General features: G+C 68.4%; 14 protein-coding genes. 5 read left to right on the forward strand and 9 right to left on the reverse strand.

All coding sequences use genetic code 11. From position 1 onward, the window contains the following. Position 1: 1 nt before the first annotated feature. Both hsaA and VHD82_RS12785 read right to left on the reverse strand, forming a co-directional pair. A complete protein-coding gene (gene hsaA / locus VHD82_RS12780; RefSeq protein ID WP_325701688.1) occupies positions 2-1,177 on the reverse strand; it encodes a 3-hydroxy-9,10-secoandrosta-1,3,5(10)-triene-9,17-dione monooxygenase oxygenase subunit in 1,176 nt (391 codons plus the stop codon). A 70-nt stretch (positions 1,178-1,247) separates the two neighbouring features. Beyond that, the gene (locus VHD82_RS12785) at positions 1,248-2,831 is read right to left on the reverse strand and encodes an FAD-binding protein (RefSeq protein ID WP_325701691.1); all 1,584 of its coding nucleotides are present in this window, start codon (positions 2,829-2,831) and stop codon (positions 1,248-1,250) included. Between the two features lie 99 nt (positions 2,832-2,930). Here VHD82_RS12785 and kstD point away from each other — a divergent pair, with 99 nt between their 5' ends. The 5 genes from kstD (at position 2,931) to VHD82_RS12810 (ending at position 7,918) form a co-directional block, all read left to right on the forward strand. After that, the gene (kstD, locus tag VHD82_RS12790; RefSeq protein ID WP_325701694.1) at positions 2,931-4,580 is read left to right on the forward strand and encodes a 3-oxosteroid 1-dehydrogenase; all 1,650 of its coding nucleotides are present in this window, start codon (positions 2,931-2,933) and stop codon (positions 4,578-4,580) included. After that, complete coding sequence (locus VHD82_RS12795) at positions 4,577-5,707, forward strand: Rieske 2Fe-2S domain-containing protein (protein WP_325701697.1); 1,131 nt, start codon at positions 4,577-4,579, stop codon at positions 5,705-5,707. The genes kstD and VHD82_RS12795 overlap by 4 nt, the downstream gene beginning before the upstream one ends. A 67-nt stretch (positions 5,708-5,774) precedes the next feature. Then, the gene (locus VHD82_RS12800; protein WP_325701700.1) at positions 5,775-6,041 is read left to right on the forward strand and encodes a hypothetical protein; all 267 of its coding nucleotides are present in this window, start codon (positions 5,775-5,777) and stop codon (positions 6,039-6,041) included. Next, on the forward strand, positions 6,034-7,050 hold the full coding sequence (locus VHD82_RS12805) for a ferredoxin--NADP reductase (protein ID WP_325701703.1): 1,017 nt from the start codon (positions 6,034-6,036) through the stop codon (positions 7,048-7,050). Before VHD82_RS12800 ends, VHD82_RS12805 begins: the two co-directional genes overlap by 8 nt. A gap of 10 nt (positions 7,051-7,060) precedes the next feature. Then, positions 7,061-7,918, forward strand: coding sequence for a MaoC/PaaZ C-terminal domain-containing protein (locus VHD82_RS12810; RefSeq protein WP_325701706.1), 858 nt, complete (start codon positions 7,061-7,063; stop codon positions 7,916-7,918). Here VHD82_RS12810 and VHD82_RS12815 read toward each other — a convergent pair whose 3' ends face one another. From VHD82_RS12815 to VHD82_RS12845, 7 genes are all read right to left on the reverse strand, one after another. After that, entirely contained in the window at positions 7,919-8,482 is a 564-nt protein-coding gene (locus tag VHD82_RS12815; RefSeq protein ID WP_325701709.1) for a DUF5134 domain-containing protein, read from the reverse strand. It abuts the gene before it with no gap. A gap of 169 nt (positions 8,483-8,651) precedes the next feature. Next, a complete protein-coding gene (locus tag VHD82_RS12820; protein ID WP_325701712.1) occupies positions 8,652-9,827 on the reverse strand; it encodes a lipid-transfer protein in 1,176 nt (391 codons plus the stop codon). Next, a complete protein-coding gene (locus tag VHD82_RS12825; protein WP_325701715.1) occupies positions 9,824-10,204 on the reverse strand; it encodes a MaoC family dehydratase in 381 nt (126 codons plus the stop codon). Before VHD82_RS12825 ends, VHD82_RS12820 begins: the two co-directional genes overlap by 4 nt. After that, a complete protein-coding gene (locus VHD82_RS12830) occupies positions 10,201-11,070 on the reverse strand; it encodes a bifunctional MaoC family dehydratase N-terminal/OB-fold nucleic acid binding domain-containing protein (protein ID WP_325701718.1) in 870 nt (289 codons plus the stop codon). The genes VHD82_RS12825 and VHD82_RS12830 overlap by 4 nt, the downstream gene beginning before the upstream one ends. Further along, entirely contained in the window at positions 11,067-12,221 is a 1,155-nt protein-coding gene (locus tag VHD82_RS12835) for an acyl-CoA dehydrogenase family protein (protein WP_325701721.1), read from the reverse strand. Before VHD82_RS12835 ends, VHD82_RS12830 begins: the two co-directional genes overlap by 4 nt. Then, the gene (locus VHD82_RS12840; protein WP_325701723.1) at positions 12,206-13,222 is read right to left on the reverse strand and encodes an acyl-CoA dehydrogenase family protein; all 1,017 of its coding nucleotides are present in this window, start codon (positions 13,220-13,222) and stop codon (positions 12,206-12,208) included. Before VHD82_RS12840 ends, VHD82_RS12835 begins: the two co-directional genes overlap by 16 nt. Positions 13,223-13,278: 56 nt before the next feature. Next, entirely contained in the window at positions 13,279-14,673 is a 1,395-nt protein-coding gene (locus VHD82_RS12845) for a wax ester/triacylglycerol synthase family O-acyltransferase (protein WP_325701726.1), read from the reverse strand. Between the last annotated feature and the right edge of the window lie 4 nt (positions 14,674-14,677).

Below are 14,677 nucleotides of genomic sequence, written 5' to 3' on the forward strand. Positions count from 1 at the left end.
TTCACACCATCGCGTTCTCGACGGGCAGACCGAACTCTCCGGTGCCGAACATCGTGTAGGCTCGCTCTGGGTCGTTAGCCGCATGTACTCGGCCTGCGTGCGCGTCCCGCCAGAAGCGCTGAATGGGGGTTCCCATTTTCAGCGCGCGTCCTCCGGAATTCTCGAAAAGCCTGTCCACGGCGCCGATCGCGCGTTCTGTTCCGCGCACCTGATCCCGCCGCACCCGCAGGCGTGTAGCGAAAGGAAGTTTCTCACCACGACAGGCCAGTTGGTACAGCTCATCGATGTTGTGTGTCAGTTGCAGCCACGAAGCATCGATTTCGCTTGCCGCCTCGGCAATCCGCACCTTGGCGAAAGGATCCTCTTTGGACTGTTCTCCCGCGTAGGCGGCGCGCACGCGCTGGCGCTGGTGCTCGACGTGCGCGTCGTAAGCACCCTGGGCCATCCCGATGATGGGCGCGGTGATCGTCGACGGATGCACTGAGCCGTAAGGCAATCGGTACAACGGGCCGGGGTTGACCTCCTGTCCCGGCGTCTTGCACTTGGACGTCAGCATGAAGCTGAGCGCCCGGTGCTTGGGCACGAAAACGTCCTCGACCACGATGTCGTTGCTGCCGGTTCCGCGGAGTCCCACCGTGTCCCAGACGTCCACAATGCTGTAGTCGGCGATCGGCACCAGGTAGGTGCAGAAGTCGACCGGTTTACCGTCGGCGAAGGCCGGGCCGCCGAGCAGCACCCACGTGGCGTGGTCGCAGCCGGACGAGAAGCTCCACCGGCCCGAAAGCCGGTAGCCACCGTCGACCACGGTCGCCTTGCCCATCGGCGCGTACGACGACGAGATGAGCGTGTCGACGTTGTCGCTCCACACATCCGCCTGCGCCTGCGCTTCGAACAGCGCCAGGTGCCACGGGTGCACGCCCAGGATCGAAGCCACCCACCCGGTCGAACCGCACGCGCTCGCGATCTTCTTGACCGCGGTGTAGAAGCTCACCGGATCGGCTTCGTAACCACCGTAGGTTTTCGGCTGGAGAAGCTTGAAGAAACCGCATTCCTGCAAGGACTTGATCGACTCGTCCGGAATCCGTCGGGCGTCCTCGGTCTCCTGGGCCCGTTCCCGCAGGACGGGCAGGAGTTCGTCGACCCCCGCGATAACTGCCTGCGTGTCCTGCTCGCTCATTCGCGCTGCCCCGTCCTCGTCAGACCTGAACTCACATTCGCAAGACTAGAACACGTTCTCGTTTTTGTCATCACTCGCCGCCTTGAGCTGCCGAGATTCCCGCTCGACGTCCGGAAAACACGCAGTCAGCGAGCGACAGCCCGCTGACGTAGGACCTGGAACAGATTCCCACCGCGGATCGGCCGGCCGCGTACAGGCCGGGGATGCCGGCGCCGTTCTCGGCGCGGACCTGTCCGGTTTCCTCGTCCACGACCAGCCCGCCGAGGGTCAGCATCGGGCAGGGGAAACCGAGGCTGGGCCTGATCGACACATCGAGCAAAGAGAAAGGAGGAGTGCGTAACGGCTGCACATAATCGGCGGGCTTGCCCATGGGGTCGTCCACACCCGTTGCCGCGGCGGCATTGTAGGCCTCGACGGTCGCTTCGAGGCCGGCCGGATCCACGTCGGCACGGCGGGCCACGTCGGCCGGGGAGCCACCCTGCACGCGTTCGCGCCGCAACATGTAGTGCACCTGGAGCCATTGGAACCATTGGGCTTCCTTGCGCGCGCTGCGTTTCGCGGCGGTGACGATCTCCTGGTCGACGAGCAACCAGCCCTTGCCGTCGTGCTGCGAGATCATCGCTTCTCCGACCGCGGCGCCGTACCGCGATTCGTCGATGATCCGCTTGCCCGAGGCGTCGACGATCAGGCCGCGGATGAACGCGCTCGGTGGGGTGACGAAACGCCAGGCTGTGACGCTGCCCATTTCGCCGGTCGCCCCGCCCGCCGTGACACCGAGTCCGATGCCACTGCCGTCGTCGGCGGAGGTGCCGAGCGCGAGGCCGCCACGATAGGCGGGCGCGTGCTCACGCACCATCGCGCGGTTGGCGATGAACCCGCCTGCGGCGATGATCACGTTGCGGCAAGGGATTTCCTCCTCGCGCGCGTAGCGGCGCTCGATGCGCGCCGCGCGGCGGTGCAATGCCTTGCGCAGCGAGGGCAGGTAAATCCCCGGCTTGGCGGAGTAGCGCGACCAGAACCGGTGCGCGCGGCGTGCCCGGGCGGGCGCGTCGCGGAGCGTGCGTACGCGCACGCCGGTGACCGCGCCCGCAGCGTCGGTGAGCAGTTCCGTCGCCTGGGTGCCGGACATCACCTGCACCCCGCGGCGGCGCACGGCCTCGGCGAGCTTCTTGAAGAGGAGCTTGCCGGAGGTGCCGGAGCCCTTCGTGCGATGGCCGCGCGGAGCCGGTTTCGCGACGTCGCGGAACCCGCCTGAGGACTCGCTGCCCGAGTAGTACAGGTAGTAGTCGTCGTTGGGATACGACGTCTTGTACGGGCACAGGCTGCCCTCGAAAGGCACGCCCTGGTCCTGTAGCCAGCCGATCATGTCGACACTCTGGTCACAGAACCTGCGCAACGTCTTCTCCGACACCACGTCGCCCACTTCCAGGCGCAGGTAGTCGTACATCGCGTCGGCGGAATCATCCACGCCGGCGGCACGCTGCTGCTCCGTGCCACCGCCCGCATAGACGATCCCCCCGCTCAACGCGCTCGCGCCGCCGCCGCTGAACCGGTCCAGCACGAGCACCTCGGCGCCCGCGTCCGCGGCTTCGATCGCCGCACAGGCTCCGGCCGCGCCGAAGCCGATCACCACGACATCCACTGGTCGACCCACGTCGCCTACCCTAGAACTGAAACACGTTCTCGTCTATGGTGGCCGCAGAGGCTACGAGCAGGCAGGCGTTCTACTGGAACGCGTTCCACCGGAGGTCGCATGGCGGAGCAGTTCGACGTCGTTGTCGCGGGCAGCGGCGCCGCCGGGATGACGGCCGCTCTCGTCGCCGCACATCAGGGTCTGAGTGTGGTGGTGATCGAGAAGGCCGCCAAGTTCGGCGGGTCCACCGCCCGGTCGGGCGGCGGGGTCTGGATACCCAACAACGAGGTTCTTCAGGCCGCCGGGATCGAGGACACTCCCGAGAAGGCCCGCGAGTACCTCGAAGCGATCGTGGGGGATGTCGTTCCCGCCGCGGCGCGCGAGGCGTTCCTCGACAACGGCCCCGAGGTCGTGTCGTTCGTGCAGCGGGTGACCCCGTTGCGGCTCCAGTGGGTGCCGGGCTACTCGGACTACCACCCGGAGGCGCCGGGCGGACGTCCCGGCGGGCGCTCGGTGGAGCCGCGGCCGTTCAACGTCAAGTTGCTCGGCGACGAACTCGAAAACCTCGAACCGCCGTACAGCGCGCCGCCGCTGGGCGTGCCGATCACCCAGGCCGACTACCGCTGGCTCAGCCTTATCGCCCGACACCCGAAGGGTGTGCTGCGGATGCTGCGGCTGGGGCTTCGGCTGCTGTCCGGCAAGCGCCAGCTCTCGATGGGGCAGGCGCTTGCCGCCGGGCTGCGGGCAGGGCTGGTCAAGGCGAACGTCCCGGTGTGGCTGGACACCCCGCTCACCGACCTGGTCACCCAGGACGACCGCGTCACCGGCGTGGTCACCGGGGACGGGCGTGAGGTGCACGCGCGGCTCGGCGTGATCCTCGCGGCCGGCGGGTTCGAGCACAACGAAGAGATGCGCGCCAAGTACCAGCGCCAGCCCATCGGCACCGGATGGACGGTCGGCGCGAAGGCCAATACCGGCGACGCGATCACCGCCGGGCTCAAGCTCGGCGCCGCTGTCGACCTGATGGACGACGCGTGGTGGGGCCCTTCGATCCCGCTCACCGGCGGCCCGTGGTTCGCACTCGCGGAACGGTCGCGGCCTGGTTGCCTGATGGTCGACGCGAAGGGCGAACGGTTCGTCAACGAATCGGCGCCCTACGTCGAGGCCGTGCACGCCATGTACGGGCCTGGCGACGGGCCCGGGGAGCACATCCCCACCTGGCTCGTCTTCGACCAGCGCTACCGCAACCGCTACATGTTCACCGGGATCGGGCCGCGCCAGAAGCTGCCTGGCCGCTGGTACAAGGCCGGCGTCGCGGCGAAGGCGGGCACGCTCGCCGAGCTGGCGACGCGCATCGACGTCCCGGCCGAGTCGTTGGTCGCCACCGTGAACCGCTTCAACGGCTTTGCGCGCGAAGGCGTGGACGAGGACTTCGGGCGCGGGAAGAGCGCTTACGACCACTACTACGGCGACCCGCGCAACCGGCCTAACCCGAGCCTCGGCCCGCTCGACGTCGCACCGTTCTACGCGGTCAAGATCGTGCCGGGGGACCTGGGCACGAAGGGCGGGCTGCGGACGGACGTGCACGCACGCGTGCTGCGTGAAGACGGCTCGGTGATCACCGGGCTGTACGCGGCGGGAAACACCAGTTCGGCCGTCATGGGGCACACCTACGCCGGCCCGGGCGCCACCATCGGGCCCGCGATGGTCTTCGGCTACCTTGCCGCGCTGCACCTGGCTGGCCAGAATCGCACTGGAGGTCAACGATGACGGAAATCCGCACGATCGACGCGGGAGCTCCGCCGGAGCGGTTCGCGCGCGGCTGGCACTGCCTGGGCCTCGCCGACACGTTCAAGGACGGCAAACCCCACGCCATCAACGCTTTCGGCACCAAACTCGCGGTGTTCCAGGGCGCCGACGGCAAGCTCAGCGTGCTGGACGGGTACTGCAGGCACATGGGCGGTGACCTGACCCAGGGCAGCGTGAAGGGCACCGAGATCGCCTGCCCGTTCCACGACTGGCGCTGGGGCGGCAACGGGAAATGCGTCTCGATCCCTTACGCCAAAAGGGTTCCGCTGCGGGCGCGGACCCGCGCCTGGCGCACCCTCGAGGAGAACAAGCAGCTGTTCGTCTGGCACGACCCGCAGGGCAACCCGCCGCCCGAGGACGTGGTGATCCCCCGCATCGACGGGATCTTCAGCGGCGAGTGGAGCAACTGGACCTGGGACTCGGTGCTGATCGAGGGCGCGAACTGCCGCGAGATCATCGACAACATGGTCGACATGGCGCACTTCTTCTACATCCACTACGCCTTCCCGACCTACTTCAAGAACGTCTTCGAGGGGCACATCGCCACCCAGTACCTCAACACCAAGGGCCGCCCGGACATGGGCATGGCCTCCAACTACGGCGGCGAGGACAACCTGCTGCGGTCGGAGGCCTCGTACTTCGGACCCTCGTACATGATCAACAAACTGCTCAACACGTTCAAGGGCCTCGAAATCGAGAACGTGCTGATCAACTGCCATTACCCCGTCTCGCCGAACTCGTTCATGCTGCAGTGGGGCGTGAGCGTGAAGAAGCTGCCCGGGGTGTCCGACGAGCAGGCCGACAAGATCGCCGCCAAGTTCGCCAAGGGCATCAGCGTGGGTTTCCTGCAGGACGTGGAGATCTGGCGCAACAAGAGCAAGATCGACAACCCGCTGCTGTGCGAGGAGGACGGTCCCGTCTACCAGCTGCGCCGGTGGTACGACCAGTTCTACGTGGATGTCGAGGACGTCTCCGAGGACATGACGCGCCGCTTCGAGTTCGAGGTGGACACCACCAAGGCGAACGAGGCCTGGTCGCAGGAGGTCGCCGAGAACCTGGCCCGCCAGCAGGAAGAAGCGGGAGTCTGAGGATGCGGCGCCATGCGAGCGGGACGCGGCGGACGTGCGTGCCGGGTATGCGGCGGGAGGCCGGAGGATGACGACCGCCGAGCAGACGGAGTTCCTGTCCGGGGGGCTGCGCCCGCATACGTGCTCGGACTGCGGGACAAGGGTGCTGGTCAAGAAGAACAGCCACAAGCACACCAGCATCCAGTGGACGACCGACGCCGCCGCGAGCTGCCCGGTGTTCGCCGAGGCGGTGGCCGCCGGGGAGAACACCGCGCTGCTGGACACGTGTGACCGGTTGGGCGTCAGCATCGCGAAGGCGGTGCGGAACGGGGAGTTCGGGGAACTGGATGAGTGACGTGCACACGCTCACCGTGGCCGAGGTGATCGCCGAGACCGCCGACGCCAGGTCCGTCGTGTTCGAGATCGCGCCGGACCAGGAGGAGGCCTTCCGCTACCGCCCCGGCCAGTTCCTCACCCTGCGGGTCGGCACCGCGGCACGGTGCTACTCGCTGTCCAGCGCACCGCACGAGGGAACCCGGCTCAAGGTCACGGTCAAGCGCACCGACGGCGGCTACGGCTCGAACTGGATCTGCGACAACCTCGCGGCCGGCGCCACTGTCGAAGTGCTCCCGCCCGCCGGGATCTTCACCCCCGCCGACTTCGACGAGGACCTGTTGCTCTTCGCCGGGGGCAGCGGGATCACCCCGGTCATGTCGATCCTGAAAACCGCGCTGCGCCAGGGCAACGGCCGGATCGTGCTGGTCTACGCCAACCGGGACGAGAAGTCGGTGATCTTCGGCGACGAGCTTTCCGCGCTCGCCCGGGAGCATCCGGACCGCCTCGTGGTGCAGCACTGGCTGGAGAGCGTGCAGGGCCTGCCGACCGTCGAGCAGCTCCAGGCGCTGGCACGGCCGTTCACCGGGTTCGAGGCCTTCCTGTGCGGGCCGGCCCCGTTCATGGCCGCCACCAAACAGGCCCTGAAGGATCTCGGGTTCGAGCGCAAACGCGTGCACCTGGAGAAATTCGTCTCGCTCGGCGGGAATCCCTTCGACACCGGCCCCGCCGGGACCGAGGCCACCACCGAGGAAGAGACCACCGAACTGCGCGTCGATCTCGACGGCAAGCAGCACGAGCTCACCTGGCCGCGGCAACAGAAGCTGCTCGACCACCTGCTGGACAGGGGTTTGGACGCGCCCTACTCCTGCCGCGCCGGGCAGTGCAGTGCCTGTGCTTGCCGGATCGTCTCCGGTGAGGTGAAGATGCTGAACAACGAGATCCTGGACTCCGAGGACATCGCCGAGGGCATCGTGCTGGCCTGCCAGTCGCTGCCGCTGACGGACGAGGTTTCGGTCACCTACGAGTAGGAGCGCCCCCGTGCCCATCGATCCCGGCCTCGCGATCGGCGCCGAGCTCGGCGACGTGAACTTCAGCTGGTCCTCCTCCGACGTGCTGCTCTACCACCTCGCGCTGGGCGCGGGCGCGAAGCCGACGGACGAGCGGGAGCTGCGTTACGCCTCCGAGCGCGACCTGCGCGTGCTGCCGACCTTCGCGACCGTCGCGGCGAATCTGCACGCGGTCGCCCCGCCCGCGGTCTCCTACCCCGGCATCGAGATCAACCTGGCCGATGTCGTGCACGGCACACAGGCGGTGACCGTGCACCGGCCGATCCCGGTGGCGGGCAAGGCCGTCGGGCGCACCCGGATCGTCGACGTGCTGGACAAGGGCAAGGCGGCCGTCATCATCAACGAGACCACGGTGACCGAGCACGACGGCAGTCCACTATGGACGGAACGGTCAAGCATCTTCGCGCGCGGGGAAGGCGGGTTCGGCGGCAGACGGGGCAGCTCGGACAAGGTGGAGCTGCCCGACCGCGAGCCGGACATGGTGATCGAGACGCCCACCCTCCCCCAGCAGGCCCTGCTGTACCGGCTGTGCGGCGACCGCAACCCGCTGCACTCCGATCCCGAGTTCGCCCGCGCGGCGGGCTTCGAGGTGCCGATCCTGCATGGCCTGTGCACTTACGGCGTGGTGGCGAAGGCCGTGACGGACGCTTTACTCGACGCCGACGTCACCCGGGTGGAGTCGTTCTCCGCGCGGTTCGCCGGGATCGTGCTGCCCGGGGAAACCCTGCGCACCGCCGTGTGGCGGGACGGGAAGCGCCTGCTCGTCTCGACGGTCTCGAAGGACCGCGACGCCCCCGTGCTGTCGGACGCCGTGCTCGTCAGTAAGTAGCTACAACGCGGCGACAAGCAGGTACGCCATCCCGGCGCCCATGGCAGCGCGGTAGATGGGCCGTGCCGTCAGCGCCTCTCGCACGGGCGCGCCGCGCACCATGCGTACGGCGTTGAAGCCGGAGCGGGCCACATCGAACGCGAAGTACGCGACGCCGGCCACCGCGAGCGCGGGCCATGCGAGCCTGCCCGGCATCTCGACCATGTTCAGCCACGGGCCGTGACTCATCCCGTTCTGCGGCATCGCCGTGATCATGTACAGCATCACGACCGCCGAGATCAGGTGGTGCATCGCGCAGCACCGCCTGCCGCGCAGCGCCGCGACGAAGAACCAGCCCGCCATCAGCGCGAAGATCGCCTGCCAGCCCGCCGCCGGGATCGGGCCGCCCAGCGGGGACACCATCGCGACCATGGCGACGACCATCAGCAGTTCGGCGACGTCCATCTGCCGGATGTCGGGATCCATGCCTGGCCCCGCGAGCCGGACGAGCCGGTACACGCTCGGCACCGCCAGCAACGCGAACACCGCGGTCAGGCTCCATGCGACCGATGCCGGGATGTTCATGCGGTCAACGGTTGCGGATGCCGGCCCGCGAGGCTAGAGGTCATGCAGGTGAATGACCCATTTACTGATCCGACCAAAAGTAGCCGACCGTGATCAACTGGAAGCCGGTCTGCATAAGCCAGATAGCCGTGACTGTGGTCGGATCAGTAACGATCGGCACAGTACATCCTCACCGCGCGTCGCGGGCCAGCACCAGCCCACTGGTCGGCACGCCGGTCCCGGCGGTGACGAGCACGTTGTCCACCTGCGCCACCTGGTTCACCGCGGTGCCCCGCACCTGCCGCACGCCTTCGGCGATGCCGTTCATCCCGTGCACATAGGCCTCGCCGAGCTGGCCCCCGTGCGGGTTGAGCGGCAGTTTTCCGTCCAGCTCCAGCGTGTCGCCCGCAATGAAGTCCTTCGCCTCGCCACGGCCGCAGAAGCCCAGTTCCTCCAGCTGCATCAGCACATACGGGGTGAAGTGGTCATAGAGCACGGCCACATCCACATCGGACGGGCCGATGCCCGACTGGCCCCACAGCTGCCGCCCCACCACGCCCATTTCGGGCAGCGCGGCGAGATCGTCGCGGTAGTAGCTGGTCATGATGTACTGGTCCGGCCCGCTCCCCTGCGCCGCGGCGGTGATCACCGCGGGCGGCCGGGGCAGGTCGCGGGCGCGTGCCACGCTCGTGATCACCAACGCGACGCCGCCGTCGGTCTCCTGGCAGCAATCCAGCAGCCGCAACGGTTCCGCGATCCACCGCGAGGACTGGTGGTCCGCCAGGGTGATCGGCTTGCCGTGGAACCACGCATTCGGGTTCGTCGCGGCGTGTTTGCGGTCCACGACAGCGACGCGGCCGAAGTCCTCGGTGGTCGCGCCGTACTCGTGCAGGTACCGCTGGGCCACCATCGCGACCGTGGCCGCCGGAGTGGCCAGGCCCATCGGATAGTGGAAGCTGTTGTCGATACCCGAGGTGTTCACCTGTGTGGCGGCCGCGCTGGAGACCTGGCCGAAGCGGTGCCCGGACCGTTCGTTGAAGGCGCGGTAGGCCACCACGACCTCGGCGACGCCGGTGGCCACGGCCATCGCGGCCTGTTGCACGGTGGCCGCCGCCGCGCCGCCGCCGTAGTGGATGCGGCTGAAGAACGTCAGCTCCGGGATGCCCAGTTCGCGCGCCACCGAGGTTTCGTTGTTGCCGTCCATCGTGAACGAAACCAGTCCGTCCACATCGGACGGTTTCAGCCCCGCGTCGGTCAACGCCGACAGCACCGCCTCCGAGGCCAGCCGCAGCTCGCTTCGCCCGGAGTCCTTGGAGAACTCCGTGGCGCCGACGCCGACGATGGCCGCCTTGCCGGACAGGCTCATGCCACACCTCCGACCACGACGGTGCCGCCGACGTGCTCGCCGAGGCTGCACGTGCCCGAGACCTTGACGGTCACCTGATCCGCCTCCTGCTCGACGACCTCACCGGAGAAGACCAGCGTGTCGTAGGCGTAACAGGGCACGCCGAGCTTGATCTTGATCGAGCGCACCAGCGCCTCCGGGCCCGCCCAGTCGGTCACGAACCGCTGCACCAGGCCGGTGTCGGTGAGGATGTTGAGGAAGATGTCCTTGGAGCCACGCGTGATCGCCGCGTCCCGGTCGTGGTGCACGTCCTGGAAATCGCGGGTGGCCAGCGCGGAGCTGATCACGAAGGTGGGTGTGACCTCGATGCTCAGCGGCGGCAGCTGCGTGCCGATCATGACACCACCTGCCACACCGGCAGCGTCAGATCCTCGTCGATCTTCACGAACGCCGCCCGCACTTCCTGTCCGATGTGGACACTGGACACGTCGGCGACCTCGCCGAGCATCCGCACCCCCTCCTCCAGCTCCACCAGCGCGATGACGAACGGCAATCGCTTGCCGGGCACCGCGGGCCGGTGATGCACGATGTAGCTGTAGACCTTGCCGCGGCCGCCGGCCACGATGTAGCCGGGCTTGGCGTCGGTGTCCAGGTCCGGCGGCATCGGGCCCGGTGGATGCCGGAGCTTCCCGTCCCAGCTCTGGATCCGCAGCTCGCCGGCCTTGGTGCCCTCCCAGAAGAACTCGGTGTCCCGGCTGATCACCGGGCGCAGCGTGCCCTCGGTCGACGGTTTGGGCGCGGGCTTGAACTTGAGCACCCGGAACAACATGTCGGCGACCACTTCGTCGCCGACGCGCCAGGTGGTCTTCGTGGTGATGAACCAGCCCTCGCCGAGCGCCGTCCTTTTCGGACCGACGACGTCCTCGAGTTTCGTGGTGGCGGAGAAGTGTTCGCCGTATTCGACGTAGCGGTAGTAGTTCTGCTCGGAGTTCGTCGCGACGACCGAGGTGAACCCGGCCTCGTCCATGATGGCCATCATCGCGCCGAGCGGGTCGTCCTCCGCGCGCTCGTAGTGCAGCCCGCCCATGGTCCACACCTGGGCCATCGCCGGCGGCGCCTCGCCCCGCTCCACGTACCGCGGATTGGTGTCGCCGAGCGCTTCCAGCCAGTTGTTGACCATCGCCGGGTTCACCGGGTCGCGCGCCAGGCGCCGGGAGGATTCCCCTTTCGCGGCAACACGTTCGACTTGCTCTTGGATGCTCATCGCGGCACCCTCGGCAGGTTCAGGCCGAACATCGCGATCAGTTCCCGTTGCACCTCGTTCACCCCACCGCCGAAGGTCAGTACCAGATTCCGCCGGGCCAGCACGTCCAGCCATTCGGCCAGTTCCGCCGTGTCCGGGTCGGCGAGGTCGCCGTGCCGCGCCACCAGATCCTCCAGCAGCCTGCTGATCCGCTGGATCCGCTCGGAGCCGAAGATCTTCGTCGCCGACGCGTCCGCGATGTCCACCGGCGAACCCGGCGGCGCCGACGCGACCTGCCAGTTGAGCAGCTCGTTGATCCGCACCGTCGCGTCGGTCTCCCGCAACGCGGCGCGCACGTCGGGCAGGTCGAGGAGCTTGTGGGCCTCGGCCCAGGCGTGCACGCGGTCGTACAGCCCGCCGATGCGGCCCGCCGGGCCGAGCATCACGCGCTCGTGGTTGAGCTGCGTGGTGATCAGCTTCCAGCCCTCGTTCTCCTTGCCCACCACCATGTCCGCGGGCACCCGCACGTCGGAGTAGTACGTGGCGTTGACGTGGTGCGCGCCGTCGCAGGTGATGATCGGCGTCCAGGAATAGCCGGGGTCACGGGTGTCGACGATGAGAATCGAGATGCCCTTGTGCTTGGGCGCGTCCGGATCGGTGCGCACCGCGAGCCAGATGTAGTCCGCGTCGTGCCCGCCGGTGGTGAAGATCTTCTGCCCGTTGACGACGTAGGAATCCCCGTCGCGCACCGCCGTCGTGCGCAGCGACGCGAGATCCGTGCCCGCCTCCGGTTCGGTGTACCCGATGGCGAAATGCAGTTCCCCGGCCAGGATTTTCGGCAGGAAGAAGTTTTTCTGCTTGTCGGTGCCGAAGGCCTGCAGGGTGGGACCGACGGTCTGCAGCGTGACCGAGGGCAGCTGCACGTCGGCACGAGCGGCCTCGTCGACGAAAATGTGTTGCTCGATGTCACCGAACCCGTGGCCGCCGTACTCCTTCGGCCAGCCGACCCCGAGCTTGCCGTCCGAGCCCATCCGCCGCACGATCCGCCGGTACACCTCGCCGTGCCGCTCGCGCAGCAGCGCGTGGCGCTCCTCGGCCGTCACCAGGCCGGAGAAGTACTGCCGTAGCTCCGCGCGCAGTTCGTGTTGCGCCGGCGTCAGTTCGATATCCATGCGCTCAGCTCCTTGATCAGCGCGTAGTACCGGTGCAGCGGATAGGTGACGTCCACGCCGAGGCCCCCGTGCAGGTGGTGGCAGGTGCCCAGCGCGCGCGGCGCCTCGGCGGCGAACCAGTACGCCGCGATGTCCAGGTCCGGCTGCGGGTCCAGGCCCGTGGCCAGCCGCCACACGGCCGAAAGCGCAGCGAGATGCACGGTGCGCGAAGCGATGTAGACGTCGGCGATCTGCTGCGCCACCGCCTGGAACGCCGCCAGCGGACGACCGAACTGCTCACGCTGCCCGATGTGCTTCGTGGTCAGCTCCAGCGCCCCGGTCAGCGCCCCGTCGCCGAGCGCGACCGCGCCCGCGACGGCGAACCGGTGCAGCGCGGCGAGCGCGTCGGCGCCCTGCAATTGGTCGGCTTCGGTGACAGCCACCCCGTCCAGGCGCATCGACGTGCCCGTGACCTTGACGCCCTTGGCGTTCGGGTCCACCAGGAACACGCCCGCGCCGCCGGGCATCGACGCCGGGACGAGCACCCTCGTCGCCGCGCTCGCCCAGGGCACCTGGGTCTTGACCCCGTTGAGCAGCCAGGAGCCGTTCTCGGCCACGGCCTGGGTCTCGGGCTTCGTGGTCAGCGGTGCCGACGGCTCGTTCAGCGCGGCCGTGACCAGCGCGTCGCCGGCCGCGATTTCGGGCAGCAGCCAGGCTCGCTGATCCGGCGTGCCGAGCCGGTCCAGCGGCAACAGGCCGAGCGCGAGCGTCAGCGCCGGCACGGGCGCGGCGGCGCGGCCCAGCTCGGTGAGCAAGGTCGCGACCTCGCCGACACCGAGCCCGTCACCGCCCAGCTCCTCGGGCAACGCGAGCGAGAGCAAACCGGCTTTGCCCAGCGCGCGCCAGACCTGCTCGTCGTAACCGCGCTCACCGGCCGGGCGTTCGAAATCGACCTCCCGGCTGAGCAGGCCTGACGTCAGGCCGGCGATGTCCTGCCGGGTCTCGTCGAGGGTGAAGTCCACACGGGCTCCTCAGGCTAAGACTGAAACCTGTTCTAGTCTTAGTCGAGTGAGCAGCGTCAGGCAAGCCCGTCGGCCACCTGGAGAAGCTCCCGCATCTCCACGGGGAGGGCGTCCGCGAGCGGCCAGACTTCTGGAACGAGTTCTCGCGCCCCCAGCAGACCGACGTCGACCCGGCCCGCGGTGGAGATGACCGTGATGTTCAGCCCGGCGCCATGGAAGACCGGGCCCAGCGGGTACAGCCCGGTGATCCGCGAGCCCAGCAGGTACAACGGCATCGGCGGGCCCGGCACGTTGGAGATCACCAGGTTGTGCACCACCGGGTGCTTCTCCGCCAGCCGCAGCCCCGAGTACGCCCGCACCGCCAGCCCGAACACCCGCGGCGCGGCGAACTGCGCCCAGTCCCGCAGCATGTCCGGCTTCAGGGTGAAATGGTGTTCCTTGGCCAGCCGGTTGCTCTCCGCGATCGCGTAGACCCTCGCCGCGGGGTCGGCCAGCTGAGTGGGCAGAGAGGCGAAGAACGCCGAGACCTGGTTGCTGCCGTCGTCGTTCCGCGTGCGGTCCTGCGTCGACACCGGCACCGTGGCCACCAGTGGCTCGCCCGGCAACTCGCCGCGTTGTTCGAGGTAGCGGCGCAACGCACCCGCGCACAGCGCCAGCACCACGTCGTTGACCGTGACCCCGAAGGCGTTCTTGACCCGCTTGATCTCGTCGAGGTCCAGGCTGACGAACCCGACCGTGCGCAGGCCCGTGATGGTGCGGTTGAACGAGGTGCGCGGCGCGGTGAACGGCACCGGCATCCCGGTGCGCTTGAGCGCCCGCCCGACCCACGTCGGCGCCATGCTCACCAGGTCCGGCAGCAGTTTCGCCACCTCCACCGGGCGCTTGGCCAGGGACGAGACGCTCTTGCGCAGCAGGTCCAGGTGGCTCGGCGGCTGCGGGTTCTGCTCCGCGTCGGGCAGCGGCAGCAACGAGTCCGGCTCCAGCCCGCAGAGGTACGCGATCAGGTTCGCGCCCGCGACGCCGTCGGCGGTGGCGTGGTGCATCTTCAGCAGCACCGCGACCCCGTCGTCCGGCAGGCCCTCGATGACGTACATCTCCCACAGCGGGCGCGCCCTGTCCAGCGGTTGCCCGGCGAAATGCCCGCACAGCTCGGCCAGCTCCTCGCGCCCGCCGGGGCTGGGCACGGCGACCCGGTGCAGATGCCGGTCCAGGTCGAACTCGTCGTCCTCGACCCACATCGGATGCAGCAGGTTCAGTGGGGAATTGTGCAGTTTCCGGCGGAATTCCGGAATCTCCGCTATCCGGTCGCGCAGCTTGCGGCGGAACTCGGCGAAGCTGTACCCGCCGGGCATCGTCGAACCGTCCAACGTGAGCAGTCCGCAGATGTGCAGAACCTGGGAAGGTGTTTCCAGGTAGAGAAAACTCGCATCGAGGCCACTGAGCGGTTGCACCTGT

Source organism: Amycolatopsis sp. (genome assembly GCF_035546795.1).
Classification (GTDB): Bacteria; Actinomycetota; Actinomycetes; order Mycobacteriales; family Pseudonocardiaceae; genus Amycolatopsis_E.